This window comes from Arsukibacterium sp., assembly GCF_033721375.1.
In the GTDB taxonomy this organism is placed as follows: domain Bacteria; phylum Pseudomonadota; class Gammaproteobacteria; order Enterobacterales; family Alteromonadaceae; genus Alishewanella.
On the sequence record NZ_JAWWAP010000001.1, the window covers coordinates 12537 to 39368 of the forward strand.

Consider the following 26832-nt stretch of genomic DNA (forward strand, 5'->3'; position numbering starts at 1 on the left):
CCTCTGACAACAATTACATTGTATAAGTAGGATCAGTGCTGTTTTGCATGCCGCCAATCAGCTTTTCAATTTTGCCGGCTAAATTGCTTTTATCATCAATAAAGGCGACGCCAATACCGGCGGGGTTAGCACTTTGTGAGCCATGTGGTGCCACCCAGGCCACCTTGCCGGTCACGACCATCGGCTCCAGGGCATCGGGCAACGTCACACTCAGTGCCAGTGACTGGCCCATTTTGTATTGCCGGGCCGAGCGGATAAACAAACCACCATTTTTAAAAAAGGGCATATAACAGCGGTATAATTCTTTATTATCGCTAAAGCCCAGGGTCAGCTCTTCCATTTTGCCTCCGGATGTTGCAGCAGGGATTTTAATTCAGTTAATAAGCCGGTTAATGCTAAGGCACTATTTTGCCCTATTATCCGGGTCGCGTCACGACACCAGCGCTGGTATGCCGTTAAAACAGCCTGCTGGCGCAAAAATTCCAGCGGCTGTGCCAGCCGTTGCCGGATATAAAAACCGAGCATACCACTAAGTTCAGCTTTACCGTCCAACTGCTTGACCACGTTTGTCAGCTGCAGCTTGCCACTAAAATACTCATCCAGCAATGTCAGGGTATCACTGAGACTGGTAGCCGTGTCATCGGCCAGCAGACTCAGCGCTTTTAACGGCGCGCCCTGACAATACTCCACTAAAAAAGCCGGCGGCGATTTATTTGTCTGCTGGCTCAGCCACTGTGCTATGTCAGCCGCGTTACCGGCATGCAGTTGCCATTGCTGACAACGACTGCGGATGGTTGCCGACAATTGCGGATAGTTACTGCTGACCAGAATAATGAAACAGCCGGCAGGCGGTTCTTCCAGGGTTTTTAACAGCGCATTGGCAGCCGCTTCGGTCATGGTGTCTGCCGCAGGAATAACCACCACCCGGTTGCCATGCTGTTGCGCCGCGCCATGGCTGAAGTTATTCAGCTGGCGAATAGCATCCACCCCAATATGCTGGGTATCGCTGTGTAATTTCAGTAAATCAGCATGGTTGCCTGCCTGGCGTAACATACAGCTTTTACACTGACCGCAAGCGCCGGCAGGTTGCCGGTTCTTGCACAGCAATACTGCCGCCAGCGCGTCAGCCATTGTCGCTTTACCAATACCTGCCGGGCCACAGAGTACCAGCGCATGTGCCAGCTGGCCGCTGTTAGTCAGTGCCAGCAGCTGATTAAAGGGTGGCTGCAACCACGGATACAGCTCAGTCATTTGCCCGGCCGGTAAAATGGCTGTTCAGCGCACTGATAATACTTTGTTGCACCACGTCCAGCGGCTGGCTGGCATCAATACTGACAATATCAGGCTCGCTTGCTGCTATCTGCAGGTATTTGTGCCGGGTGCGGACAAAAAACGCCAGTTGCTCCTGCTCAATCCTGTCCAGCTCGCCCCGCGCGGCAGCGCGGCTAAGGCCAACAGCCGGGTCGATATCAAGATAAAGCGTCAGATCAGGCCGGGTGTTTCCCAGCACGGTGCTGCGCAGATTATTAATCAGCTGTTCATCCAGCTGCCGCCCTCCGCCCTGATAAGCGCGGGATGACATATCATGCCGATCAGCCAGCACCCAGTCTCCACGGCCAAGTGCCGGGCGGATAACGTTCGTCAGCAACTGCACCCTTGCGGCATACATCAGTAACAACTCAGTCTCCGGTGCCAGCTGCTCATTGTTATCAACCTGCTTTACCAGGGTGCGAAGCTGTTCAGCCAGAGGGGTGCCGCCAGGCTCGCGGGTGCATACCACCTGAATATCCTGTTGCTGCAACCAGTGACGGATAGTCGCAATTGCGCTGCTTTTACCGGCACCTTCCAGCCCTTCCACTACGATAAACTTGCCGGGCTCAATCATCATTTTTTCCCAAAATAAACTTTCTTACTGCCGCATTATGCTGCTCGAGGGTTTGTGAAAACACATGAGAGCCATCACCACGGCTGACAAAATAATAATAATCACTGACATCCGGCTGGGCGGCAGCCCGCAAAGCACTGGCGCCGACCAGTGAAATAGGGCCTGGTGGTAAACCATGATGCCGGTAAGTATTATACGGATGCGGGTTACGCAAATCAGCATAGGTTATCCGGCCGCTGTAGTCGGTTAAGCCATAAATAACGGTTGGATCGGTTTGCAGCCGCATATTACTGTTCAGACGGTTAACAAAAACCGAGCTGACCAGCGGCTTTTCGGCCAGCAAGCCGCTTTCCTTTTCAATTAAAGAAGCCATGATCAACAGCTGGTAGCGGTTTTGCAGCGGCAACGCGCCCTGCCGCTGCTGCCAGGCCAGATCAAGCTGACGCAGCAATGCCTGCTGTGCCCGGGATACCAGTTCACTGGCGCTGCTGTCAGCAGTATAAAAATAGGTGTCAGCAAATAGCAGCCCTTCCGGATGTTGTGGCTTCGCGCCCCAGTCGTCTGGCCAGGATAACAATGCCAGGATGTCACTACTGGCAGTGACATCCTGGCGCAGATACTTCGCTTGCTGCAAGCGCGATATCGCTTGCTGTACCGTTTCACCGTCGATAAAGGTCAGGCTGAACTGCGCCACCTCACCGCTGGCAAATAAGCGCAGTAATGATAATAATGTCGCTTTATCAGGCGTCTGGTATGTACCTTGTCTTACTTGCGCCAGCCCGGGTTGCCACTTTAAATATAAGCGCAGCAACTGACAGTCGTAGGCCTTAAGCTGGCCCTCTGCCAGCCATTGCTGACAAAGGCCACGGGCACTGCTACCGGCCTGCACGGTAAAGTAAGGCTGTGACAGTGCAAGCTGCCGTTGACCCAGTTGCTGAAAAGCGTAACCCAGTACCAGTGCTGCGCTGGCACCCGCCAGCAACAGCAACACCAACAGTTTTTTAATCATAGAAAATCATTACACCAGGTTTTAGCCAGCGCCAGATCAAGCTGCCGGTTATTATAAGATTGCACCGGTACCGGCCCCATCAGCGCATTGGTCAGCACCATCGCATCCACGTTGGCCAGCTCAGACAACAGCCAGTTAACCTGTTCAATGTCGCTATGCACTGATAACAGATGGCTGCGCATCACTCCGGCCACACCAGCCCGACTTAATTGCGGAGTATACCAGCGACCGCCACGGTGCAAAAACAGATTAGCGGCAATCGCCTCTGTGATATAGCCCTGTTGATCGCATACCAGTAAATCATCAAGCTGTCGTTCGCAGGCTTCTTTTTTTAACAACACCTGCTCCAGCCGGTTACAATGCTTCAGCCCCGCCAACACCGGCTGCACGGCCAGCCGCAGCTCAGCCAATCCGACCTTTACTCCTTGCTGTTGCCAGTTGCGGTAATCCGGCAGATTGCTGTGACTAATCACAACATTGGCCGGCGTTACGCCCTGCGGGCTATAGCCGCGGCTACTATCCCCACGGGATATCTGAACTTTTAATACGGCATCGGTTAGTTGTTCAGCCTCGATGGTATTGGTTACTGCGTGACTTATCTGGTTCCAGTCAGCAAGGGTAATCGCAAGTTGCCGGGCAGTATGTTGCAGCCGCGCCAGATGCAATGGCCACAGCTGTGGCACGCCACGGCTTACCCTGACTGTGCTGAAAAAGCCGTCGCCATATAAAAAGCAGCGATCATTAGTACTGATAGTGTTGGTCACGTGACTGAGTTACAACCGGGAAATAAGGCCGAGTATGCCTTAAATTGCAGATAAAACAAAGGCTGCCAAAGCAGCCTTTGCCGAACTGACGTTTGGCTTATACCCGTTTAAACAGGATAGAACCGTTAGTCCCACCAAAGCCAAACGAGTTACACAGGGCATACTCGAGCTTTGCCTGGCGGGCAGTGTGCGGTACATAATCCAGATCACAGCCGTCGCTGGGGTTATCCAGATTAATGGTCGGCGTTACCAGCTGATCCTGCAATGACAGCACCGTGATGATAGACTCAACAGAACCTGCAGCACCTAACAAATGGCCCATCATCGATTTTGACGAGCTGACCATTAAATTAGCCGGGGTGGCACCAAAAATTGATTTAATCGCCATGGTTTCAGCAATATCACCGGCCGGCGTTGAGGTACCATGAGCATTAATATATTGCACCTGCTCTGGATTTACCCCGGCATCGTGCAAGGCATTTTTCATTGCCAGCGCAGCACCGGTGCCACTTTCCGGCGGTGAGGTCATATGGTAAGCATCACCACTCATGCCAAAACCTACCAGCTCAGCATAAATTTTCGCGCCGCGGGCTTTCGCATGCTCATACTCTTCTACCACCATTACGCCGGCACCGTCGCCCAGCACAAAACCATCCCGGTCTTTGTCCCATGGCCGGCTGGCTTGTTGTGGCGCATCATTGCGGGTCGATAAGGCTCTGGCAGCACCAAAGCCGCCCATACCCAGTGGCGTGGAAGCTTTCTCAGCGCCACCGGCTATCATCGCATCAGCATCACCGTACGCAATCATCCGTGCTGCCTGACCGATATTATGCACGCCTGTAGTGCAAGCCGTCACAATACTGATGTTCGGCCCCTGTAAGCCGAGGCTTATCGACAACTGGCCGGCAATCATATTGATAATGGTTGATGGGACAAAAAACGGAGATAAGCGTTTTGGGCCGCTGTTAATTAATTTAGTGTGGTTTTCTTCGATTAATCCCAGGCCACCAATGCCTGAGCCGATGGCGGCACCAATGCGCGGCGCATTTTGCTCGGTTATTTCCAGACCGGAATCACGAAATGCCTGAATACCCGCAGCGACACCATACTGGATGAACAAGTCCATCTTCTTGGCATCTTTTGCCGGAAAATAAGGCTCTATATCAAAATCTTTAACCAAACCTGCAAATTTTGTAGTGTAAGCACTGGTATCGAAATGCTCGATAAAACCAATACCACTCTGGGCCTGCTGCATTGCCTGCCAGCTACTGGATACGTCATTGCCCAGTGGCGTTAACATTCCCAGACCGGTCACTACCACACGACGTTTTGCCATCGTGTCCTCCGTCTTAGCAAATTATATCTGTCTTGAAACGAAAACGGGTAGCTAAGCTACCCGTTTTACAAGCTTTCAGCTTACTCAGCGTGGGCTTTAATGTAGTCAATCGCCGACTGAACAGTAGTAATTTTCTCTGCTTCTTCGTCAGGGATTTCAGTATCGAATTCTTCTTCCAGCGCCATTACCAGCTCAACAGTATCCAGTGAGTCTGCACCCAGATCGTCAACAAAAGACGCTTCGTTTTTCACTTCGTCTTCTTTAACACCCAGTTGCTCGATGATAATTTTTTTAACGCGTTCTTCGATGTTGCTCATCTTTTCTTCCTTTTTCTCATATAAATCGCAACAATTCGTGCAATTTTGTGTGGCGCTAGTTTATGCGTAAGCTGCAACTGTTGCAAGCGTGCTTACCAGCATTTTTTGCTGGTCAAACCTGCTCTGCTTACAGCATATACATCCCGCCGTTAACGTGAATTGTTTCACCGGTAATATAAGCTGCCGGTGCCGACACTAAAAAAGCGACTGTCGCAGCAATTTCTTCTGGCTGGCCCAGACGGTTAGCCGGTACCTGAGAAAATATTGCCTCTTTTTGTTCGTCAGACAGCTCTTTGGTCATATCTGTATCAATAAAACCCGGCGCTACGGCATTAACCGTAATACCGCGTGATGCGACTTCGCGGGCCAGTGACTTGGTAAAACCCAGCACGCCGGCTTTCGCCGCTGCATAATTGGTTTGCCCGGCATTACCCATAGAGCCAACCACCGAGCCAATCGTCACAATGCGACCATAACGTTTTTTCATCATGCTACGCAACACCGCTTTACTTAAGCGGAATACCGATGTCAGGTTGGTCTGAATAATGTCAAACCATTCGTCATCTTTCATCCGCATCAGTAAATTGTCGCGGGTAATACCAGCATTATTAATCAAAATATCAATTTCGCCAAACTGGTTTTTGATTTCTGTTAAACATTGTTCAATTGACTCAGCATCCGTCACGTTCAGTAACAGGCCTTTGCCGCTATCTGCCAGATAAGCAGAAATAGCCGCGGCACCTTTCTCAGTGGTCGCGGTACCAATTACTTTTGCTCCCTGAGCCGCCAATTGTTCGGCAATAGCACGGCCAATACCACGACTGGCACCGGTAACCAGGGCAACTTTGCCTTCTAATGAGAGTAAATGTGTCATTGTTTTTCCTGTGTTAGCTGGGTTAATGCAGCTTCTAACGAGGCCTGATCATTAACTGAACTACTGGTTAAATTTTTATCGATACGTTTAATCAGGCCACTGAGCACTTTGCCGGCGCCTAATTCTATGACATCAGTAACCCCATTCGCTGCCAGCCATTCAATGGTTTCAGTCCAGCGCACCGGGCTGTATAACTGGCGAACCAGCGCATCTTTTACTGCAGCGCTGTCAATGGCAATACTGACATCAACGTTGTTTATTACCGGTAATTGCGGGGTATTAAAGCTCAGCGCCGCTAAATCGGCAGCCAGCTGCTCTGCGGCCGGGCGCATCAGCGCACAATGTGACGGCACACTGACCGGCAAAGGCAAAGCACGTTTAGCACCGGCCGCTTTACAAAGCTCACCCGCGCGCTCAACTGCCGCCTTATGCCCTGCGATGACCACCTGGCCGGGCGAATTATAATTTACCGGTGCGACCACTTCACCCTCGGCGGCCTCAGCACAGGCTTTGGCAATGGCTGCATCATCCAGACCAATAATCGCCGACATACCGCCGGCACCCGCCGGTACCGCCTGCTGCATATAATTACCACGTTGCTCAACCAGTTTTACTGCCGCCCCCAGGCTTAACACGCCAGCACATACCAGCGCTGAATATTCGCCCAGTGAATGGCCGGCCAGATAAGCCGGTGCTGCACCGTCTTGTTGTTGCCATAACCGCCAGACTGCGACTGAGGCCGTTAATAACGCCGGCTGGGTGCGCTGCGTTTCATTTAAATCGGCTTCCGGACCGTTGGCTACCAATGCCCATAAATCGTAACCGAGCGCAGCCGAGGCCTCGGCAAAGGTGTTTTTAACAATGTCATGCTGATATAAATCGCTTAGCATACCAACACTTTGTGAGCCCTGACCGGGAAAAACAATGGCAAGTTTCTGAGTCATTTTTAGTCCTGCACTTTTAACCAATACTGAAAATCTAAAAAATTAATAACGGACTAACGCAGAAGCCCAGGCAAAACCACCGCCAAAGGCTTCCAGTAACAAGGTCTGACCGCGCTTGATCCGGCCATCCCGGATAGCTTCATCCAGTGCAGTTGGCACTGTCGCCGCCGAGGTATTACCATAGCGGTCAAGGTTTATTACCACCTGGTCCATCGACATATCCAGTTTCCGGGCAACCGCGGCAATAATGCGTAAATTAGCCTGATGCGGCACCAGCCAGTCAATTTGTGACTTATCCATATTATTAGCACTGAGCGTTTGCTCAACCACTTGCGACAATTTGGTAACCGCTACTTTAAATACGTCATTACCTTTCATACTGCCCCAGGAATTATGAACAGAACTTTCATCACCGCGGATAGGGTTATCAACGTATAACAATTCTGAATATTTACCGTCAGCATGAATATGAGTCGATAAGATACCCGGCTGCTCTGAGGCCTCCAGGAGCACCGCACCAGCCGCATCGCCAAATAGAATAACCATTGAGCGGTCTTCCGGACTGACTAATTGCGACAGACAATCTGAGCCAATCACCAGGATACGTTTGGCAATACCGGTTTTAATATACTGATCTGCGACACTTAAGCCGTAACAAAAACCGGCACAGGCGGCGGCAATATCAAAAGCAGGGATAGCAGGGATAGCCAGTTCACGTTGAATTTCGCAAGCAGCGCTGGGTAATGCCCGTGCAGCACTGGTGGTAGCGCAGATAATCATATCGATACTGTCTTTATCTACCCCTGCTGCTTCTATGGCTTTTAATGCGGCCTGGGCACCCATGGTCGCTACTGTTTCGTCAGCGCCGATAATTCGCCGCTCTTTAATGCCGGTTCGCTCAATAATCCATTCGTCGGTGGTTTCGACCATGGTTTCCAGATCAGAGTTGGTGCGAACTTGCGACGGGAAGTAACTCCCGGTACCAATAATGCGTGAGTACATGCGAACCTATGCTTTATCTATTAATACGTGTTCCAGCCGATCTTTAATTTTGGCAGGCACCTGGCGTTCCACCTCGCGCACTGCTTGTCGGATGGCACTTAAAAATGCGTCTTTGGTCGCATTTCCGTGACTTTTCACTACAATTCCGCGCAATCCTATCAGACTTGCGCCGTTATAGTGGTCGGGGTTCACCCCCTGATAAAGACTTTTTATAAAAGGTTTCAGTAACCAGCCAAATAAACGGGCACTGACTTTTTGCCCTAAACTGGTTTCAAACCGACGCAAAATAAGCTTAGCAACCCCTTCGCAGGTTTTCAGCGCCACGTTGCCGACAAAGCCATCACAAACAATCACATCAGCTTTGCCGGAAAAAATATCATCGCCTTCAATATAACCGATGTAATTAATCTCATTGCAACTGGTCAGTAATTGCGACGCCCGCTTAATCTGATCTGAGCCCTTTATCTCTTCCTCGCCCATATTCAGCAACGCGACTTTCGGATAGCGGATACCCACCACCTCTTCAGCCATAACAGAGCCCATTACCGCAAACTGAAATAAGGTATCGGCATCACAATTTACCGTCGCGCCAAGGTCAAGCATATACACCGGGTTGCCTTTGCAACTGGGCAGGCCACTGACCAGAGCAGGTCGCTCAACGCCATTGAGCATTTTCAGCACATAATGGGCCATGGCAATTAAAGCGCCGGTATTGCCGGCGCTGACACAGGCCTGCACCTGCTGCTGCTCGACTAAATCAAGGGCGCGGCGCATTGATGATTCACGTTTATTGCGCAGCGCAACCGAGGGTTTATCAGCCATACCAACGTCATTATCGCTGGCAACCAGGCTAAGTTGAGGATGAGGAAAACTATTATAAAAACGTAACTGCTGCTGCAACATATCAATGTCGCCACACAACACCAGGTTTAAGCGGGGGAACTCAGCTATCGCTGCCAGGGCGGCAGGAATAGTAGTAAGGGGGCCATGGTCGCCCCCCATCATATCTAAAGCAAGCTTAATATTGATTGGCTGCACCAGGTGCATCCAGGCTTACTTTACTTTACGGCCTTTATAGAAACCATCGGCAGTAATGTGGTGACGACGGTGCGTTTCACCAGTAGTTGAGTCAACTGACAGCGTAGGGCCAGTTAACGCATCGTGAGAACGGCGCATGTCACGACGTGCACGAGATTTTTTGTTTTGCTGAACAGCCATTTCTTTCTCCTAAATCACTTTTTTTTCAGTTCTTGCAGTATGGCAAAGGGGTTTGGTTTTTCTGGTTCTGGCCCTATGTCTCCGAAGCTCATCGCATCAGCGCTGATTTTGCAATCTGCTGCATCATGCATCGGAAACAGCGGTAATGCCAGAATAAGTTCATCCTCAACCAACTGCCGTAAATTTATTTCGCCATGCTCGTCGCGTTCGATCACATCGTACCGTTCCGGCACTAATGCCAGCGCGGGGTCATCATCGCCTTTTACCGGGGTATAGACAAATTTGCTGTCTAACGCCAGTTTCATCGGCTCACCGCAACGTTCACAACTTACGGTTACCTGACAATCTGCCTCGCCGTTTAACACTGCAAGACCTTGCTCGTCGGTACCGCATTCAATTCGTACTGCTACTTCACCTTGTTTTTCAACCAGGCTTTCAGTTAACCGGGTTAACGTTTGCAACGGCACTATGCCGTCAAAAATCGACCGCTTTTGAGCAGCTTTAACCGGGTCCAGCGTAACAGGTATTTTCACTTTTTGCATAAGGCGCGCATCATATAGAACCCAACCCCTGCTGTCAAAGGGTTCAGGCAGTTTTTTAAGCTTTTTATTAACAGCGCTACCGCTATGCTTTACAGCATGCTTTATTTAATAGTAAAGGCCTTGTCATAATAGTCTTTAACGAACTTTTCCGAGGTTAATATGTCTTCTTCTGCCCTGCCGCCACTTTATCTTGCCTCCACCTCAGCATACCGCCAGCAATTGCTGGCGAAGCTTACGCCGCACTTTACTGCCGTGAAGCCAGAAACAGATGAAACACCGCTGCCAGACGAGGACGCAACAGCCCTGGTGCGCCGGTTAGCCCGCGCAAAAGCGCAGGCAGTTGCGGCAACCCTGGATGAGGGGCTGGTTATTGGTGCTGATCAGGTGGCAGTGTTTAACGGTCAGATTATTGGTAAGCCGCATACCAATGAAAACGCCATGGCCCAGCTGCGTCAGTTCAGTGGTCACAGTGTTACCTTTTTAACTGGCCTGGCGCTGCTTAACGCCGCGAGCGGCCATTGCCAGCAAGTTGTTGAGCCGTACACTGTCAGTTTCAGGGTACTGACTGACGCTGAAATTACGGCCTATGTGCTGCGCGAGCAACCGCTCGATTGTGCCGGCAGCTTTAAAAGCGAAGGTCTGGGGATCAGCCTGTTCAGCGCCATGCGTGGCGACGATCCGAACAGCCTGATTGGTTTGCCGCTGATAAGACTCTTGCACTTACTGCGCAATGAAGGGGTTGATCTGTTAACGGCCGGCAGCTGAGCGCGCCAGGCCTGCATAAACCATTGTTAGCTAGCTGTTCAGCTGATATCAAATGTGCGGTAGCAGGGCCGGCAGGTCGTCAATAATCGCTTTTGGCTGAAACTGACTTAGCACCTCAGCACCATGCACCCCATGCGTCACCCCAACCCGCGGCATCTCAATTGCCTGCGCCATTTTCATATCATGGCTGGTATCGCCTACCATTATTGCGTTGGCCGGGCTGACGCCCAGCTGTTTGCTAATTTGCAGCAACATATCCGGATGCGGTTTCGACTGTGCCTCGTCCGCACAACGGCTGGTAACAAAATAGTGGCCAAGCCCGGTTTCAGCAAACATCCTATCCAGGCCCTTTCTGGCTTTGCCGGTCGCAACTGCTAACAGAATATTTTGCTCGGCCAGATTTTTCAGTACCTGCTCAGCGCCGTTAAACAGCGGCGTCGGGGTGGTGTCATAAATAGTGTAGTGATCGCGATAATGTTCAAATAGCTGAGTACGCTGCGCCTGGTCGGTCTCCGGAAACAAAACTGCAAATGCCGGGTCCAGACTTAAGCCGATAATCTGCTTCACCGCATAACTGCTTGGCACCACCAGACCGGTTAAGCCGGCGGCAGCCTGCATCGATGACACAATCCGGCCGATGGAGTCCATGACCGTACCGTCCCAGTCGAAAATAACCAGTTTAACCTCTGCCATACTACTTTTATCCAAGCTATTTTTGTTAATAAAACTACTTTTATCTTCCAAACTACTTTTATCTTCCAAACTACTTTCTCGTTAATTTTGTCAGGGCGCTTTCCAGCTGCGCGTCAAGCGGCGCATCAATCCGCATCGTGGTCTGGCTGCCTGGGTGAACAAAACTCAGACTTTTTGCGTGCAGGAACAGCCGGTTTAAACCGATTTGGTTCATCTGGCCACTAAAGTCGTTATCACCATATTTATCATCACAGGCAATAGGATGACCTTTGCAGGCGGTATGCACCCGGATCTGGTGCGTACGACCGGTAACCGGAAAGGCTTCTACCAGGGTGCCCTGCTGATAACGCTGCAGGATCCGAAAGCGGGTTTCGGAAGGCTTACCATTCACTTCGTCAACCTTTACCACCCGCTCACCCGATTGCAGGGTGTTTTTACGCAGCGCGTCAGTTACCTTGCGCACTTTATTGTCCCAGTCGCCGCTAACCAGTGCCCAGTATTTTTTCTCAACGGTCTTGTCCCGCAGCTGCGCATGTAAATGGGTCAGCACCGAGCGTTTCTTGGCGATAAGCAAACAGCCGGAGGTATCGCGGTCCAGCCGGTGTACCAGCTCTAACATTTTTGCCTGTGGCCGCAATGCCCGCATTGCTTCAATAACCCCGAATTGCAGGCCGCTGCCACCATGCACCGCCATGCCGGACGGTTTATTCAGCACAATCAGGTCATTATCCTCAAACAGAATATGGCTTTCCAGCTCGCTGACCAGGCTTAATTTTACTGAGACCCGGTCCGGCTCAGCGGCAACGGTTAATGGCGGCACCCGGACGATATCTGCGTGCTGCAGCTTATACTCAGGTTTGACCCGCTTTTTATTAACTCGCACCTCACCTTTTCGTAAAACCCGGTAAATAACACTTTTTGGCACACCCCGCAGCCGTGCAAGTAAAAAATTGTCTATTCGCTGACCGATAAAATCGTCTTCGATTTCAATCATTTGTATCGGTAATTTGATTTCATCCGTCATGTGCTTTAAATACTCTGCTAAAATTACTTTTAAGTTGCTATCCGATGCACATTAGTGGGATAATCTCCCGGCTAATTATGCCAAAATGTGGCAATTAGGGCGCTCAAGGTGACATAAGAGAAAATGTGCGGCACCGTCAGGGGATGTGATCATACCGAAATCGTGGTGAAAACCAACGTTTTTTATAGCCCCGGCGTTTAAATAACGCCATTTGCCTGAGGTAATGCTGCGTAATCTGTTACCAACATCGGCAAAACACAGTTTCCGGTAACCTGAGCAACAAGAATAATTTGCTATAACGCAACGCCAAACGGCGGTGTGTTTCAGATTCAAACGAAAACAGATAACTATACTGTAAATAGTGACAATTTGGTTCCCTCAGGTATCCCAGTCGGGAGATTGCATTAAATGATGCCTGATAACATCTGAACACCCCAGGTGCCCGGCAAGGTTGCGTTGTGGCTGCATAAATGAGTCACCCAACAATGAAAAGAATGCTAATTAATGCCACGCAGGAAGAAGAAATCCGCGTTGCTTTGGTCGATGGCCAAAAACTATACGATCTGGACATAGAAAGCCCGGGTCATGAACAGAAAAAAGCAAATATTTACAAAGGCAAAATCACCCGGGTTGAGCCCAGCCTGGAAGCCGCTTTTGTTGACTATGGCGCCGACCGTCATGGTTTCTTACCACTGAAAGAAATTTCCCGCGAATATTTCCCTAAAGGTTATAGCTTTGATGGCCGCCCGAATATTAAAGAGGTGGTTAAAGAAGGTCAGGAAGTAATTATTCAGATTGATAAAGAAGAACGTGGCCAGAAAGGCGCAGCGTTAACGACCTTTATCAGCCTGGCGGGGTCATACCTGGTGTTAATGCCGAACAACCCGCGGGCTGGTGGTATTTCCCGCCGGATAGAGGGCGATGAGCGCCAGGATCTGAAAGACTCACTGGGTCAGTTAGCTATGCCGGATGGTATGGGACTGATTGTCCGTACTGCTGGTGTTGGTAAATCGTATGAAGAGCTGGATTACGATTTAAAAGCCCTGCTTAAGCATTGGTCAGCTATTACTGAAGAAGCAGCGAAACGGCCATCACCGTTTTTAATCCATCAGGAAAGTAATGTGGTGTTTCGCGCGATCCGCGATTACCTGCGTCGCGACGTTGGCGAGATTCTGATTGATAACCCGAAAATCTTCGAAGAAGCCAAGGTTTATATTCAACAATTCCGCCCCGATTTTGCCCATCGGGTAAAAATGTATGACGGCGAAGTGCCGCTGTTTATGCATTATCAGATTGAAACTCAGATTGAAACGGCGTTCCGTCGTGAAGTGCGTTTACCATCAGGCGGCTCTATTGTTATCGATGGTACAGAAGCCCTTACTGCAATTGATATTAACTCATCAAAAGCCACCAAAGGTGGTGACATTGAAGAAACAGCCTTTAACACTAACCTGGAAGCGGCTGATGAAATTGCCCGCCAGCTGCGGTTACGCGACCTCGGCGGCTTAATTGTTATCGACTTTATTGATATGACACCAGTCCGGCATCAGCGGGAAGTAGAAAACCGTTTAAAAGATGCGGTTAAACACGACCGGGCCCGGGTGCAAATTGGCCGGATATCCCGTTTTGGTTTGCTGGAAATGTCTCGCCAGCGTTTACGGCCGTCGTTGGGTGAATCTGCCGGCCATGTCTGTCCGCGCTGTCATGGCCGCGGCACCATCCGGGGTACCGAAAGCTCAGCATTATCTATTCTGCGCTTAATCGAAGAAGAAGCCATTAAAGATAACACCAGCCAGATCCATGCGCAGGTCCCGGTTTCTGTCGCAACCTACCTGATGAATGAAAAGCGTGAATCAGTCCGTCGGATTGAAAAACGCAACGGCATTCAGATTTTCATTATTCCCAATGAACATCTGGAAACACCTAACTATGAAGTATCCCGGATCCGGATTGATGAAGAACTGGATGACGTCAGCTACAACATGGTGAAAGCGCCGGAAGTAATCAGTAAGCCTTATCAGCCAAGTGTGGAAGTGGTTAAGGAAAAACCAGCCGTATCGGCGATCAATATTGCCCAGTCTGCCCCTGCCCGCTCTGCTCCTGCAGCTGGCGCAGCTGCACCGGCCGCACAACCTGATCTGTTCAGCAAACTGAGTAAATGGTTTAAAGGGTTAATCACCGGCAGCGAACCGAAAACTGAGCATAGCAAAACATCAACCCCGCAACATACGGCGAAAAAGGAAGAAAACAGAACTAACCGGGATGGCAGCCGGGGCTCTCGCGATGGCAGTCGTGATACAAGTCGTGATGGCAATCGCGACAGTAGCCGGCCAGACGGTAAGAGCGATAGTAATCGCCGTCGCAATAATAAGCGCCGTCGTCCGGACCAGGCCGATCGTGCTCCGGAGAAAGATGAAAGCGTCAGTAGTACTGCAGCCGCACCGGCGAAGCAGGAACGTGCTCCTCGTCCGGCGCAGGATCGTAACCGCCAGCAGGACAGTCGCAAACCACAGACTGAGCGGGCAATCGACGCCCCTGCGGCTGAAGCGGCCGATGAGCCAAAAGAGCGCAGTGTTGCAGCAGAGCGGCGTCAGCGTCGCAATATGCGCAAATCAGTGCGCCTGACTCAGCCTGCAGATAATTCAACTACCACCGCCGCCGCGCAATCGGCTCCGGCAGTTGAACAGGAGATCCTGGCCGCGCAGTCTGAAGAAAAAATGCTTGGTGCAGCAGTGACACCGTTGACAGATGAGTCGGCGACCGCGGTTGCAGATACACCAGTTACAGAAACACCGGTAGCTGAAGCCACTCCGGCGCAAGACGTGCAGGCAACAGCGCCAGCAAGTGACGTCGACAGTGAGCAGAAGGTAACTGAAACTGCTGCTGAACCCACGGCAGCGGACAAAACTGAAAGTCAGGATGAGGAAGAAACAGCTGAACCACGTAGCCGTAATCGTCGCTCTCCGCGTCATTTACGGGCCGCCGGTCAGAAGCGTAAAAAAGATCAGCAGGATGGTGCCGCTGAAGCAGCAACTGCTGATAACGCCGGCCAAGCTGTTACAGCTGATCAGGATGCTGAGCCGGCTGCTGAAAAAGCGGAACAGGCAGCCAGCGTTAAGCCTGAGGTTACTGCGCAAGCGACAACAGCAGAGCCGCAAGTTGCTGCCGGGGTAACTGACTCAGCTGAGCAAACTGAGGATGCAGCGACTGCCGATGCGAAAAGCAGCGACAATACGCCGACGACCAGCAAGCCCAGAGCCAAACCTGGCCGGCCGCGCGGTAAACGCAAAACTGCAGAAACAGCTACCACCGCTAAAGCAGAGTCAACTGAAGCAGCACCAGTAGCAAAAGCAGCGAGCAAGGCACCTGAGCAGTCAGAGCTTAACCTGGCACCAGCAGAAGGGGTAAAAGCCACCCCGCCAGCTGAACAACCTGTTGCGCAGCCAGTTGAGCAAAAAGCAGAACAGCCAGTGGCAAAAAAAGCTGAGCAGCCTGTTGCACAGAAAGCTGAACCGGCAGTTAAACAGAGTGTCGAGCAACAGCCACAAGCAAAAGCGGCTCCAGACAAAGCCACTGCGCCAGCAAAAGCAGGCAGTCGGTTTGGCAACATGGTAGTAGCAGATATGGCGAAACCTGAAGCTGCCACAGCTGAGCCTGTCAAAGCCAGTGAATCGGTTGCGGCATCTGCTGCGGAGCGCCCAGCTGTCAGCAGCTCAAACCGGCCTGCCGGCTCGGCGTTTGCCAGACAAGCTGCCAGTGCGCCAATGACCAAGCCAGAAAAAGCAGAATAAAATAAGCCCCCGTAAGCGGGGGCTGTTCTGTACATCAATTTACAAAGGTCCGGCATATAAAAATCCGGATAATAAAAAACCAGCTTAACCGCTGGTTTTTTTTATTTAAAAATCGTATTTGGCACTGAACTGTAAGCGATGCATATCGCCATCCAGGCCCGACTCTGCTTCGCGGTTAGCCAGTTTATATTCAACGCCAAACATCAGTTTTTTTGCTGCCTGATAGATCAGGTTGGTGGTCCAGCTACTGGTGGTTTTGGTAACACCGGCACCGGTTAAAGCAAGATCATTGTCAACGCTTAACATTGAATAAACCAGATTACTGCGCCACTGGCTGTTCCAGTTATGCCGGTAGGCAATAGCAAACGCAGTAGAGTCGATAGCGTCCAGCTCATTATTAGCATCGAGCACAGCACCGTTTGCCGTGTTCAAACCAATATAACGGCCAACGCCGGAGCCTGTAGTGGCAGTGATCCTGATGTCATTGTTGTCAGCTAACATTATTTTTGCCGTAGCACTTAAACCAAACGCTGACGTGGTGGTATCAATCGAGCCTGTTTCATAAGCAAGCTGACGCACCAGCGCCGACACTGACCAGTTACCCCACCCGGTCTTCTGACCATATTTAAACACCAAATCGGGTGTCGCATTATCGTCGGTTGTGATCCGGCCACCACCGCCAAAAGGTGTAACTGTGGTTTCCGGATTCTCTATTGCCACCTGAAAATTCCCGCTGGTGTAACGAATCTGAGCCTGGCGGGCGAATGGCATAGCATCGGTATTACCGATAAAATCCAGGGTATCCGGCAGTGCACTCAAATCCATAAAGGTTGACCAGGTCTGGCCAAACAACCAGCCATCGTAAGTAATAAAGGCGTGGCGTAACCGCGGCGAATAGCTGTTAGTAATCCGTTCATCGCCACCAGCTGTGGCTAAAAAATCCAGTTCGATATGGCCACCGAGGGTCTTGCCATTTTCAAGTTGGGTGGTGGTTTTGAAGAAGAAGCGCGACTGACGGGCGTGAAAATCAAAGGTTCCCCCTTCATCGGCGCCGCCAACCGGTGTCAGGCTCGGAATATAAAAATCTCTGCCAATACCGGTAGCTATCTGGCCATCAGAGCTATCGGTATACATTGCATCAAGTTTAACGTAGCCACCGAAGGTCACATCAGTGTCACCAATGTTAAAGCCGTTGGCCTGGACGCTGCCGGCAGATAACGCCAGCGCGATCGCTGCCGTCAGGGCGCTTAGGGTCTGTCTCTGTCTCATCTGAAATTCTCCATCTTTATTATTTTAATAACATCTGGTTTGCGTTATCTGGATTTTGACGGTACAACTTTGGGTGACAGTCTTAAAGTTCGCAATTAGCCTTTAGTCGCAGTTAGCACTATGGCTAAAGCTTGGCTAGACTATGGTCTAATTTCATTTTCAGCCTCAATTCGTTAGAAAGTAACCAACTCTAAATAATGATATTAATACTGCAGATCCACAGGGGAAACTATGTCACATCCAAGCCTTTATCCGGTAAGTGAGACGGCCAGAGCCAGAACACATATAACAGATGACATTTATCAGCAGATGTACCGCCAGTCAGTTGAACAGCCTGAACAGTTCTGGGCTGAACAGGGCAAACGTCTTGATTGGATCACGCCGTACAGCAAGATTAAAGACACCAGCTTTGAATTAGGTAACGTTAGAGTGAACTGGTACAGTGATGGTACGCTAAATGCCAGTTACAACTGTCTGGATCGTCACCTGGCCAGTCGCGCCAATCAGGTGGCGTTTTACTGGGAAGGTGATGAGCCCGGCGTGCAGAAAACAGTGACCTATCAGCAACTGTATGATCAGGTGTGTGCACTGGCCAACGGCATGAAATCGCTCGGCATTAAGAAAGGCGATCGGGTAACGATATATCTGCCAATGATCCCGGAAGCGGCGGTTGCCCTGCTCGCTTGTGCCCGGATTGGCGCCGTGCACTCGGTAGTATTTGCCGGCTTTTCGCCTGATGCCCTTGGCAACAGAATTGTCGACTGTGATTCAAAATTAGTGATCACCTCAGATCAGGCGCTGCGCGGTAACAGAGCAACTCATTTAAAAGACAATACCGATGCCGCGCTGGGCCACCTTGGCGATAGCAGCCCGGTACAAAATGTTATCGTTGTTAAACATGTCGGCAAAAACATCGATTTTCATCCCAGCCGGGATGTCTGGTACCACGAGCTGGTTTCCAGCCAGAGTAAGATCTGTGATCCCGAACCGATGAATGCCGAGGACCCGTTGTTTATTCTGTATACCTCAGGCTCGACCGGTAAACCTAAAGGCGTATTACACACCACCGGGGGTTATCTGGTATACGCTGCGATGACTCATCAGTATGTATTTGATTATCACGATGGTGATATCTACTGGTGTGCCGCTGACGTCGGCTGGGTAACCGGCCACAGTTATATTATTTATGGCCCGTTAGCCAATGGTGCCAGCAGCGTGATGTTTGAAGGCGTACCAACCTATCCCAGCGTAAAACGTATTGCCCAGATTGTTGATAAGTATAAAGTGAATATTCTGTACACCGCCCCTACTGCCATCCGCGCTCTGATGGCCCATGGTGACAGCCCGGTTGAAGGAGCTGACTTAAGTTCACTGAAAATACTCGGCAGCGTTGGCGAGCCAATTAACCCCGAAGCCTGGAACTGGTATTACGAAAAAGTCGGCAGCAGCCAGTGCCCTATTGTCGACACCTGGTGGCAAACCGAGACTGGCGGTATTTTAATCACGCCACTCCCCGGTGCCACTGCATTAAAACCGGGGTCGGCCACCCGGCCGTTTTTCGGCGTTAAGCCCGCAATTGTTGATAATGAAGGTCAGCAACTGGAAGGCGTTGCCGCCGGTAATCTGGTGATCCTCGATAGCTGGCCAGGTCAGATGCGCACCCTGTATGGGGACCATGACAGGTTTGAACAAACCTACTTCAGTACCTATGCCGGTATGTATTTTACCGGTGATGGCGCCAGACGCGATGAAGACGGCTACTACTGGCTGACCGGTCGGGTAGACGATGTACTGAATATTTCCGGCCACCGGCTGGGTACTGCAGAAATTGAAAGTTGTCTGGTGGCCCACGATGCGATAGCCGAAGCGGCGGTGGTGGGTTATCCGCACGATATTAAAGGTCAGGGTATCTATGTTTATGTCACGCCCCGGGTCGGTGTGGAACCCAGTGATGAACTGACCAAAGCTATCCGGGCCTGGGTACGCGAGGAAATTTCACCGATTGCCACTCCGGATTTAGTACAATGGGCACCGGCGGGTCTGCCAAAAACCCGCTCCGGTAAAATAATGCGGCGTATCCTGCGTAAAATTGCCGCTAATGAGCACGATCAGTTAGGTGATATTTCTACCCTGGCCGATCCATCAGTAGTTGAAATTTTAGTAAATAACCGTTTAAATCGTAAGTAAGGCAAAAACAGCGTAAGCTTACGTTGTTCCAGTTGCAGCAAAAAGGCCGCTATTGCGGCCTTTATAATAATTACAATTCTGGACCTTACCGGAGGATTTATATGGCAAAGCTTATCGTTGCTGACGACCATCCGTTGTTTCGCAATGCACTGATTAATGCGATAAGCAGTACCTTTGTCACTAAGGCGACTATTGAAACCGACAGTTTTGATACCACCTGTACTGCATTGGAACAACACCCGGACACCGATCTATTGTTACTTGATTTACATATGCCGGGCAACTGTGGCTTTCTGGGCTTAATTCAGTTACGAAAAAATTACCCCAGTCTGCCGATAGTGGTAATCTCTGCCAGTGAAGAGCTGGATGTGATCCGCAGGGTCATTGCTTTTGGTGCCTCAGCTTACATTCCTAAATCAGCGAATCCACTGGATATCAGTACCGCGCTAAATGCAGTACTGGCAGGTGAACTCTGGGTACCCGCTACCTTGCAAAAAGCAGTCTTTCAGGAGCAAGGGGCTGGTGAGGATTTAGATTTAGCCGCCAAAGTGGCTCAGCTTACTCAGCAGCAATACAAAGTACTGTATTATTTGACCGAAGGCTGGCTGAATAAACAAATCGCCTACGATTTACATATTTCAGAGGCAACCGTTAAAGCCCATATTACCGCGATTTTCCGAAAGCTGGGTTGCACTAACCGTACCCAGGTGGTTATTCAGGCCCAGCGTCTGACCCTGGAGCCCCCGGTAAACAGAGCAATGGCGCAGCAACATTAGGCTCGCAGCAGAGTGAGCAGCAAGCTGCTCAACTCATTCCGGCAGCTGCTTAGTGCGTTTAAGCATTTTAAAATGATTCAGGCTGGCGCGAAGCGCACCGGGTTTAATGGGCTTAGCCAGATACATTAGCCCCGCTGCCTTAGCCCTCGCCGCTAAGTCAGCCTGTGGCGACGCCGACACCAGGATCCCACCAACATCTCCCCACAACGGTTTTATCTGCTGATATAAATCCAGACCATTGCTCTGCTGCCCTAACTGATAGTCAATTAACATGACATCAGGCGCGGGGGCACTTTGGGCGTAAGCCAGCAGCTCCTGTTCGTCATAAAAACAACTTACTTCAGAAATTTGCCACTGCTCCAGTAACACCTTTAATGCAGCAAGGTTGGCGGCATCATCATCAATACATACTACTTTTAGTCCCGGCAATGGTCGCTGCAGCTGCTGGCCGGGTAGCGGTAGCAGCGTCCGCGCAGGCTTTGCCGCAAGCGGCAAACTGATACTGAACAGTGTACCTTTACCAGGCCAGGAGCGAACCTGTAACGGATGATTAAGTAATTTTGCCATCCGGTGTACCACCCCCAACCCCAGGCCTACCCCCTGCTGACCTTTAGCGGTGGCATCTATCCGGTAAAAATCTTCGAAGATCCGCTCGACATCATAAGGCGAAATGCCAGGCCCGGTATCCCATACCTGTATGGTCACCGTATCCTGGTGTTTTCTGCACCCCAGTAAAATCCGGCCTTTAGTAGTGTATTTAATCGCGTTGGACAACAGGTTTTGCAAAATTCGCCGCAAATAAGTCGAGTCAGTCAGGACATGGTATTCGGCCAGCCGCACCGTTAATTGCAAACCTTTCTGACTGGCGATAAGCCGGTATTCTTCTGTCAGTTGTGACAGCAGCTCTTGCAGCGCCACCGGCTGCACATCGGGTTGCAACTTACCATCATCCAGTTTGGCAATTTCCAGCAGGGTTGAAATCAGCTCCTCTGAGGCTTTTAACGAATTATCAAGCTGGCTCAGAATAGCCTGTTGCTGTTGCTTTTCAAAAGCACCGCCAAGCGCAGCAGTAAACAACCTGGCAGCATTTAATGGCTGCAAAATATCATGGCTGGCCAGAGCCAGAAAGCGGGTTTTAGAAGCATTGGCCGCTTCAGCTTCTGCTTTTGCCTGCAGCAGTTGCTGCTCGGTCGCCCGGCGCCGGCCAACTTCTGCCAGCAATTCATGGTTTATATCCGAGATAGTCTGGGTCCGCTCCTGCACCCGTTCTTCCAGATGCTGCTTCGCTTCTGCCAGCGCCTGTACCGATTCTACATGCTCAGAAATATCGGTAAAACTGGTCACAAAGCCGCCCCCCGGAATAGGATTGCCGCGCATTTCAATAACCCGGCCATCGGGCCGGACCCGTTGAAACACATGGGCGGTGCCTTTTTGCATATGGGCTATTCGCTTTTCCACATGCTCGTCCGGATCGCCCGGCCCGCAAAGGCCACGTTCTGCATTAAGCCGAACAATATCCGCAACGGGCCGGCCGACCCGCACCATGCCCTCCGGGTAACCGAACATCTCCAGATAAGCTTTATTCCAGGCAACCAGTTTCAGCTCCCTGTCGACTACGCTGACGCCCTGACTCAGGTGCTCCAGGGTTGAAAATAGTATTTTGCGGGAGAACTGAATGGCCTGCGTCGTATCATCAAACAACGTGACCACATCTTCAAAACCCAGTTGCCGGCCCTCCAGCACCGCATTGACCATGGCCGATGCAGAAGACGCGCCGATAACCCCGGCTAACTCGCGTTCAACATGCTCGACCAGGCCGACTGTTGGCAGGTCATCCAGCTGCAGGCTGAGCTTTTGTTTGCGGCCAAACTCTGCCAGACATTCAATTGCCCGGCTGCTGCCGACAAAGCGCTCCAGCAAAATTTTTAAATCTGCATTATGAATACGGATCCGCCTGGCCGGGGTATCCTGATGGTCAATTGGCAGATTGGGTTTAACAAACGCCACGGCTTGCAAGCGGTCCTGCAAATTACCATTAGTGAACAAAGAAACGCAGATATAGGCCAGAATATTAAAGCCAAGTGAGAGCAGAACACCATGCGTTAAACTGTCCAGCTCAATCGCAAACATGCCGGTAGGTGACAGCCAGTCCATCCCCAGCAAGCCCTGCTGCATAATGTCGCTGTTTATAACCCCGGCATTTACCAGTTGCGGTAACATCAGGGTATAAAACCATAGCACCAGGCCCAGGCTTAAGCCGGTGTATACGCCCCAGGCATTACCCCGTCGCCAGTACAAACCGCCCAGCACGGCCGGGGCCAGCTGAATGGCCAGTGCAAAGGCCAGCAAGCCGGTTTCAGCCAGCTCATAATTGCGGGCAAAAATCTGATAGTAAAAATAAGACAGCCCCATCACCAGCATTATCATGGCCCGGCGTACCAGCAGGATCAGTAAACTGTAATCGTGCGGCATACCTTTGCGGCGATTAGATTGCAGTAAACTGGGCATTACCACGTCGTTACTGATCATGGTACTTAACGCCAGAGTAGCAATAATAATCATCGAGGTGGCGGCAGAGAAACCACCAATAAATACCAGCACACTTAGGCTATCCCAGCCAGACTGCGACGGAATTAACAATACAAAGCTGTCTGCCTGCGCCAGCATTGCCGGAAACATCTGCATGCCTGCGACGGCAAGCGGCACCACCACCAAAGTGACCAGTAGCAGATAGCCGGAAAACCAACGTCTGGCGTGGCGCAAATGATGGTGGGAAACGTTTTCAACAAAGGCGACATGAAACTGGCGGGGAAGTAAAAACACGGCAGCCATTGCCAACAGGGTTTTGGTAATAAATTCGACGATGCCAGAGGTACCGTAGCTGGCCTGCTGACTGCTGGCATGCGCAGCAAAGGCCTGCAGCACATTCTGCTCTTTATCCAGAATAAAAACATATACCGCTATCGCCAGCGTCAGCAAAGCAAATAGCTTAACCACAGATTCAAACGCTATCGCCACCATAACGCCACGGTTTTGTTCAGTTAAATGCAGCTTACGGGTGCCGAATAAAATGGCAAAAAAAGCCATGGCAATCGCACTGAGTAACGCACTGTCCTGATACCAGCTGCCGGCAATATCAGAGAAATCGCCGCCCAGCAGCACCTGATAAGAGCTGGCAACGGCTTTTAACTGCAGTGAAATATAAGGCACCACCACAATAAGACAGATAATCGCCGACAGCATGGCAATATTCTTGCGCTTACCATAACGGGCAGAGATAAAGTCAGCTATCGAGGTAACGTTTTGTTTTTTAGATACATACAGCAGCTTAAATAAAAATGGCTGGCCAAAGATAAACAGTAACACCGGCCCCAGATAAATAGGAATATAGTCCCAGCCGCGGGTCACAGCCGTGCCGACTGCGCCATAGTAAGTCCAGGAGGTACAATAGACTGCCAGGGCCAGGCTATAGATCAGCCCACCATACTTTCGTATCAAACGGTCGTCGGCATGCCGCTCGCCCCAGTTGGCAATCCAGAATAACCCCCCAACGTAAATCAGCGCCAATAAGGCGACAGTCCATGCCGTCACTGCTTTCTCCTGCTGTCTGTATAGCAATACTTTGAGCTGCCAGCTCACCACTGTCAATCTCTGGTCACGGGGCTTCGACTAAAGTCGGGCTGGCGCACCGGGTAACTGCTGCTAGATTAACAAGGCTCGATAAAAATAACTAAAGGAGAAATATGATGGCGAACCATACAAATAACGCCAAGGCCTACTGGCAAGCGAACCTTCGCTTGATCATCGGCAGCCTGGTGATATGGGCGCTGGTGTCCTATGGCTTTGGCATATTGCTGCGGCCTTGGCTGGCAGGCATTCCGGTAGGAGGCACAGACCTGGGTTTCTGGTTTGCGCAACAGGGTTCAATTCTAACCTTTATCGCTTTGATCTTCTTCTATGCCTGGAGAATGAACAAACTCGATAAGGAATTCGGTGTGGACGAGGAGTAAGCAGGATGAGTCAATTCGCAATAAACCTGATATTTGTTGGCGGCTCCTTCGCCCTCTATATCGCAATCGCAATCTGGGCCCGGGCTGGCACCACTAAAGAGTTTTATGTCGCTGGCGGCGGGGTAAACCCGGTAATGAATGGTATGGCCACAGCCGCAGACTGGATGTCAGCGGCGTCATTTATTTCAATGGCCGGCTTAATTGCCGCTGGCGGTTATGCTAATTCAACCTTCTTAATGGGTTGGACCGGTGGCTATGTGCTGCTGGCGATGTTACTGGCACCTTACCTGCGTAAGTTCGGTAAATTTACCGTGCCTGATTTTATCGGCGACCGTTTTTACAGCACCGGCGCCCGGCTGGTTGCCGTAGCTTGTCTGATCATTGCCTCTGTTACCTATGTAATCGGCCAGATGACCGGCGCCGGCGTGGCGTTTTCCCGTTTTCTGGAGGTCAGCAGTGACTGGGGGCTGATGATTGCTGCCGTTATTGTGTTCCTGTACGCGGTTATGGGTGGAATGAAAGGCATTACTTATACTCAGGTCGCGCAGTATGTGGTACTGATAATCGCCTACACCATTCCGGCAGTATTTATTTCCTTACAACTGACCGATACCTTTTTGCCACCACTGGGATTGTTCGCCGAACACACTGAGTCTGGCATGCCATTACTGGCTAAACTGGATCAGGTTGTCAGTGAACTCGGGTTTCGTGACTACACTGCTGATGTCGACAACAAACTGAATATGGTGCTGTTTACCTTATCGCTGATGATAGGTACTGCCGGTTTACCGCACGTTATTATCCGGTTTTTCACGGTGCCTAAAGTTGCCGATGCGCGCTGGTCTGCAGGCTGGGCACTGGTGTTTATTGCCCTGCTATACCTGACTGCACCGGCTGTTGCTTCAATGGCCCGTTTAAACCTGCTGAATACGATTTATCCGGCAGGCCCTACCGCACAAGCCATTGAGTATGCCGAACGGCCAGACTGGATGAAAACCTGGGAAACCACCGGTTTAATTAAGTTTGATGATAAAAACAATGATGGTCGTATCCAGCTTTACAATGATACGCCGGCATTCGCTGCTACTGCAGCCGAACGGGGCTGGGATGGTAATGAACTGACAGTAAATAACGATATTCTGGTACTAGCTAACCCTGAAATTGCCAACTTACCAGGCTGGGTTATTGGTTTAATTGCGGCCGGTGGTCTGGCAGCAGCGTTATCAACAGCGGCCGGGTTGCTGCTGGCGATATCCTCTGCGATCAGTCATGATTTAATCAAAGGCTCACTTAAACCGGATATCAGTGAGAAAGGTGAGTTGCTGGCAGCCCGTATTTCGATGGGAGTCGCTATCGTCGTCGCCACCTGGCTTGGTATGAACCCGCCTGGCTTCGCTGCCCAAACCGTGGCGCTGGCTTTTGGTATAGCTGCTGCCTCTATTTTCCCGGCGTTGATGATGGGTATCTTCTCCAAACGGGTTAATAGCGTTGGTGCTATCAGCGGTATGCTGGCGGGTCTACTATCAACTTGTGTCTACATCTTCCTGTATCTGGGCTGGTTCTTTATCCCAGGCACCGCAACCTTTGAAAATATTCCACAAAACTGGTTGTTTGGAGGTACAGGCTACGGCATTTCACCACTGTCTTTCGGTGCAGTTGGCGCGATGATTAACTTTGCTGTTGCCTTTACGGTGTCAAGCCTGACTGCGCCACCACCGGTGCGGATCCAGGAACTGGTTGAAAGCGTCCGCTTCCCAAGGGGTGCTGGCCAGGCAGTTGATCACTAAGCTATAGTGGCAGCAGCATTAAGTTGCCATAGCAGTTGAAATAGCAGCGGGCTTTCATTTGAAAGCCCGCCTTTTTAGAAAACATAAATAAACAGGACACCCTTATGTTGTGGGAATTAATTGCCACCGTGTTTGCCGGCCTGGGGGCCGCAGGGATCGCCCTGGCCATCCGTTTTATCAGCAGGAAGAAAGCGCCACGCTGGTTAATCCCTGCATTTGCCGGACTCGGCATGCTAGGCTTTCAGGTACAAAGTGAATACAGCTGGTATCAGCATCAGGCAAGCCGATTACCCGAGGGCGTTGTGGTGGTTCGTGCCATAGAGCAGCAGGCAGTCTGGCGGCCGTGGAGCTATATTTATCCGCAGACATTACGCTTTATTGCCGCAGATGTCGCTAATGCCGCGCCCAACCAGCGCAACAATGCAGTCTGGCTGGTTGATCTGTACTTTTTTGAACGGCGGTTAGCGGCCAAACGGGTACCTCAGGTGGTACATTGCCAGCAGCAGGCCCGCACTGATTTTACCGAACAGTTGCAAATTCCGGCACCGGGTGAAGCTGTCAGCGCTGACTGGCATAAACTGGCTGAAAATGACCCGTTACTGCTGGCGTTGTGTCAGCGTCAGGCCGTGTGAGAGATAA

General features: G+C 50.9%; 24 protein-coding genes. 7 read left to right on the forward strand and 17 right to left on the reverse strand.

What is annotated here, in order from left to right:
- Nucleotides 1-13 precede the first annotated feature (13 nt).
- From R3187_RS00065 to yceD, 13 genes are all read right to left on the reverse strand, one after another.
- A complete protein-coding gene (locus R3187_RS00065) occupies nt 14-340 on the reverse strand; it encodes a PilZ domain-containing protein (RefSeq protein WP_318964661.1) in 327 nt (108 codons plus the stop codon).
- A complete protein-coding gene (gene holB, locus R3187_RS00070) occupies nt 328-1251 on the reverse strand; it encodes a DNA polymerase III subunit delta' (RefSeq protein WP_318964662.1) in 924 nt (307 codons plus the stop codon). The genes R3187_RS00065 and holB overlap by 13 nt, the downstream gene beginning before the upstream one ends.
- On the reverse strand, nt 1244-1888 hold the full coding sequence (gene tmk, locus R3187_RS00075; RefSeq protein ID WP_318964663.1) for a dTMP kinase: 645 nt from the start codon (nt 1886-1888) through the stop codon (nt 1244-1246). The genes holB and tmk overlap by 8 nt, the downstream gene beginning before the upstream one ends.
- The gene (gene mltG / locus R3187_RS00080) at nt 1878-2894 is read right to left on the reverse strand and encodes an endolytic transglycosylase MltG (protein ID WP_318964664.1); all 1017 of its coding nucleotides are present in this window, start codon (nt 2892-2894) and stop codon (nt 1878-1880) included. Before mltG ends, tmk begins: the two co-directional genes overlap by 11 nt.
- Nucleotides 2891-3658 carry an aminodeoxychorismate lyase gene (gene pabC, locus R3187_RS00085; protein ID WP_318964665.1) on the reverse strand — a complete coding sequence of 256 codons (768 nt, stop codon included), beginning with the start codon at nt 3656-3658 and terminating at the stop codon, nt 2891-2893. The genes mltG and pabC overlap by 4 nt, the downstream gene beginning before the upstream one ends.
- A 97-nt stretch (nt 3659-3755) precedes the next feature.
- Nucleotides 3756-4994 carry a beta-ketoacyl-ACP synthase II gene (gene fabF, locus R3187_RS00090; RefSeq protein ID WP_318964666.1) on the reverse strand — a complete coding sequence of 413 codons (1239 nt, stop codon included), beginning with the start codon at nt 4992-4994 and terminating at the stop codon, nt 3756-3758.
- An 80-nt stretch (nt 4995-5074) separates the two neighbouring features.
- A complete protein-coding gene (gene acpP / locus R3187_RS00095; RefSeq protein ID WP_008223041.1) occupies nt 5075-5311 on the reverse strand; it encodes an acyl carrier protein in 237 nt (78 codons plus the stop codon).
- Between the two features lie 127 nt (nt 5312-5438).
- Nucleotides 5439-6185: a 3-oxoacyl-ACP reductase FabG gene (gene fabG, locus R3187_RS00100; protein WP_318964667.1), complete on the reverse strand. Its 747-nt coding sequence runs from the start codon at nt 6183-6185 to the stop codon at nt 5439-5441.
- Entirely contained in the window at nt 6182-7129 is a 948-nt protein-coding gene (fabD, locus tag R3187_RS00105; protein ID WP_318964668.1) for an ACP S-malonyltransferase, read from the reverse strand. The genes fabG and fabD overlap by 4 nt, the downstream gene beginning before the upstream one ends.
- A 42-nt stretch (nt 7130-7171) precedes the next feature.
- Nucleotides 7172-8131, reverse strand: coding sequence for a beta-ketoacyl-ACP synthase III (locus R3187_RS00110; RefSeq protein WP_318964669.1), 960 nt, complete (start codon nt 8129-8131; stop codon nt 7172-7174).
- 6 nt (nt 8132-8137) lie between these two features.
- Nucleotides 8138-9178 (reverse strand): phosphate acyltransferase PlsX, encoded by a 1041-nt coding sequence (gene plsX, locus R3187_RS00115; RefSeq protein WP_318964670.1) that lies wholly within the window; start codon nt 9176-9178, stop codon nt 8138-8140.
- A gap of 6 nt (nt 9179-9184) precedes the next feature.
- On the reverse strand, nt 9185-9349 hold the full coding sequence (rpmF, locus tag R3187_RS00120) for a 50S ribosomal protein L32 (protein WP_019675618.1): 165 nt from the start codon (nt 9347-9349) through the stop codon (nt 9185-9187).
- 14 nt (nt 9350-9363) lie between these two features.
- Nucleotides 9364-9891: a 23S rRNA accumulation protein YceD gene (yceD, locus tag R3187_RS00125; RefSeq protein ID WP_318964671.1), complete on the reverse strand. Its 528-nt coding sequence runs from the start codon at nt 9889-9891 to the stop codon at nt 9364-9366.
- A 159-nt stretch (nt 9892-10050) separates the two neighbouring features.
- Between yceD and R3187_RS00130 the strand changes: the two genes are divergently transcribed.
- Entirely contained in the window at nt 10051-10656 is a 606-nt protein-coding gene (locus R3187_RS00130) for a Maf family protein (protein WP_318964672.1), read from the forward strand.
- Nucleotides 10657-10704: 48 nt separating this feature from the next.
- Here the strand turns inward: R3187_RS00130 and R3187_RS00135 are convergent, their stop codons facing one another.
- Both R3187_RS00135 and rluC read right to left on the reverse strand, forming a co-directional pair.
- Nucleotides 10705-11349, reverse strand: a complete 645-nt coding sequence (locus R3187_RS00135; RefSeq protein WP_318964673.1) for an HAD-IA family hydrolase — start codon at nt 11347-11349, stop codon at nt 10705-10707.
- Between the two features lie 70 nt (nt 11350-11419).
- Entirely contained in the window at nt 11420-12373 is a 954-nt protein-coding gene (rluC, locus tag R3187_RS00140; RefSeq protein WP_318964674.1) for a 23S rRNA pseudouridine(955/2504/2580) synthase RluC, read from the reverse strand.
- Between the two features lie 485 nt (nt 12374-12858).
- Here rluC and rne point away from each other — a divergent pair, with 485 nt between their 5' ends.
- The gene (rne, locus tag R3187_RS00145) at nt 12859-16164 is read left to right on the forward strand and encodes a ribonuclease E (RefSeq protein ID WP_318964675.1); all 3306 of its coding nucleotides are present in this window, start codon (nt 12859-12861) and stop codon (nt 16162-16164) included.
- Nucleotides 16165-16269: 105 nt separating this feature from the next.
- On the opposite strand, the gene R3187_RS00150 is transcribed toward rne, so the two are convergent.
- On the reverse strand, nt 16270-17433 hold the full coding sequence (locus R3187_RS00150; protein ID WP_318964676.1) for a DcaP family trimeric outer membrane transporter: 1164 nt from the start codon (nt 17431-17433) through the stop codon (nt 16270-16272).
- Between the two features lie 231 nt (nt 17434-17664).
- Here R3187_RS00150 and acs point away from each other — a divergent pair, with 231 nt between their 5' ends.
- Nucleotides 17665-19620, forward strand: coding sequence for an acetate--CoA ligase (acs, locus tag R3187_RS00155; RefSeq protein ID WP_318964677.1), 1956 nt, complete (start codon nt 17665-17667; stop codon nt 19618-19620).
- 101 nt (nt 19621-19721) lie between these two features.
- Nucleotides 19722-20396: a response regulator transcription factor gene (locus R3187_RS00160; RefSeq protein WP_318964678.1), complete on the forward strand. Its 675-nt coding sequence runs from the start codon at nt 19722-19724 to the stop codon at nt 20394-20396.
- A 33-nt stretch (nt 20397-20429) separates the two neighbouring features.
- Here the strand turns inward: R3187_RS00160 and R3187_RS00165 are convergent, their stop codons facing one another.
- Entirely contained in the window at nt 20430-23987 is a 3558-nt protein-coding gene (locus R3187_RS00165; protein WP_318964679.1) for a sodium:solute symporter family transporter, read from the reverse strand.
- A 155-nt stretch (nt 23988-24142) separates the two neighbouring features.
- Between R3187_RS00165 and R3187_RS00170 the strand changes: the two genes are divergently transcribed.
- The 3 genes from R3187_RS00170 to R3187_RS00180 all read left to right on the forward strand — a co-directional run bounded on the left by R3187_RS00170 (nt 24143) and on the right by R3187_RS00180 (nt 26825).
- Complete coding sequence (locus tag R3187_RS00170) at nt 24143-24406, forward strand: DUF4212 domain-containing protein (RefSeq protein ID WP_318965232.1); 264 nt, start codon at nt 24143-24145, stop codon at nt 24404-24406.
- 5 nt (nt 24407-24411) lie between these two features.
- A complete protein-coding gene (locus tag R3187_RS00175) occupies nt 24412-26193 on the forward strand; it encodes a sodium:solute symporter family protein (protein WP_318964680.1) in 1782 nt (593 codons plus the stop codon).
- Nucleotides 26194-26297: 104 nt separating this feature from the next.
- Nucleotides 26298-26825: a hypothetical protein gene (locus R3187_RS00180; RefSeq protein ID WP_318964681.1), complete on the forward strand. Its 528-nt coding sequence runs from the start codon at nt 26298-26300 to the stop codon at nt 26823-26825.
- The last annotated feature ends 7 nt before the right edge of the window (nt 26826-26832 follow it).

What these genes read in the sequence shown, in the direction of transcription:
- R3187_RS00065 (WP_318964661.1), bottom strand. Translation starts at nt 340, where the DNA reads ATGGAAGAGCTGACCCTGGGCTTTAGCGATAATAAAGAATTATACCGC.
- holB (WP_318964662.1), bottom strand. Translation starts at nt 1,251, where the DNA reads ATGACTGAGCTGTATCCGTGGTTGCAGCCACCCTTTAATCAGCTGCTG.
- tmk (WP_318964663.1), bottom strand. Translation starts at nt 1,888, where the DNA reads ATGATGATTGAGCCCGGCAAGTTTATCGTAGTGGAAGGGCTGGAAGGT.
- mltG (WP_318964664.1), bottom strand. Translation starts at nt 2,894, where the DNA reads ATGATTAAAAAACTGTTGGTGTTGCTGTTGCTGGCGGGTGCCAGCGCA.
- fabF (WP_318964666.1), bottom strand. Translation starts at nt 4,994, where the DNA reads ATGGCAAAACGTCGTGTGGTAGTGACCGGTCTGGGAATGTTAACGCCA.
- acpP (WP_008223041.1), bottom strand. Translation starts at nt 5,311, where the DNA reads ATGAGCAACATCGAAGAACGCGTTAAAAAAATTATCATCGAGCAACTG.
- fabG (WP_318964667.1), bottom strand. Translation starts at nt 6,185, where the DNA reads ATGACACATTTACTCTCATTAGAAGGCAAAGTTGCCCTGGTTACCGGT.
- fabD (WP_318964668.1), bottom strand. Translation starts at nt 7,129, where the DNA reads ATGACTCAGAAACTTGCCATTGTTTTTCCCGGTCAGGGCTCACAAAGT.
- R3187_RS00110 (WP_318964669.1), bottom strand. Translation starts at nt 8,131, where the DNA reads ATGTACTCACGCATTATTGGTACCGGGAGTTACTTCCCGTCGCAAGTT.
- plsX (WP_318964670.1), bottom strand. Translation starts at nt 9,178, where the DNA reads ATGCACCTGGTGCAGCCAATCAATATTAAGCTTGCTTTAGATATGATG.
- rpmF (WP_019675618.1), bottom strand. Translation starts at nt 9,349, where the DNA reads ATGGCTGTTCAGCAAAACAAAAAATCTCGTGCACGTCGTGACATGCGC.
- yceD (WP_318964671.1), bottom strand. Translation starts at nt 9,891, where the DNA reads ATGCAAAAAGTGAAAATACCTGTTACGCTGGACCCGGTTAAAGCTGCT.
- R3187_RS00130 (WP_318964672.1), top strand. Translation starts at nt 10,051, where the DNA reads ATGTCTTCTTCTGCCCTGCCGCCACTTTATCTTGCCTCCACCTCAGCA.
- R3187_RS00135 (WP_318964673.1), bottom strand. Translation starts at nt 11,349, where the DNA reads ATGGCAGAGGTTAAACTGGTTATTTTCGACTGGGACGGTACGGTCATG.
- rluC (WP_318964674.1), bottom strand. Translation starts at nt 12,373, where the DNA reads ATGACGGATGAAATCAAATTACCGATACAAATGATTGAAATCGAAGAC.
- rne (WP_318964675.1), top strand. Translation starts at nt 12,859, where the DNA reads ATGAAAAGAATGCTAATTAATGCCACGCAGGAAGAAGAAATCCGCGTT.
- R3187_RS00150 (WP_318964676.1), bottom strand. Translation starts at nt 17,433, where the DNA reads ATGAGACAGAGACAGACCCTAAGCGCCCTGACGGCAGCGATCGCGCTG.
- acs (WP_318964677.1), top strand. Translation starts at nt 17,665, where the DNA reads ATGTCACATCCAAGCCTTTATCCGGTAAGTGAGACGGCCAGAGCCAGA.
- R3187_RS00160 (WP_318964678.1), top strand. Translation starts at nt 19,722, where the DNA reads ATGGCAAAGCTTATCGTTGCTGACGACCATCCGTTGTTTCGCAATGCA.
- R3187_RS00170 (WP_318965232.1), top strand. Translation starts at nt 24,143, where the DNA reads ATGGCGAACCATACAAATAACGCCAAGGCCTACTGGCAAGCGAACCTT.
- R3187_RS00175 (WP_318964680.1), top strand. Translation starts at nt 24,412, where the DNA reads ATGAGTCAATTCGCAATAAACCTGATATTTGTTGGCGGCTCCTTCGCC.
- R3187_RS00180 (WP_318964681.1), top strand. Translation starts at nt 26,298, where the DNA reads ATGTTGTGGGAATTAATTGCCACCGTGTTTGCCGGCCTGGGGGCCGCA.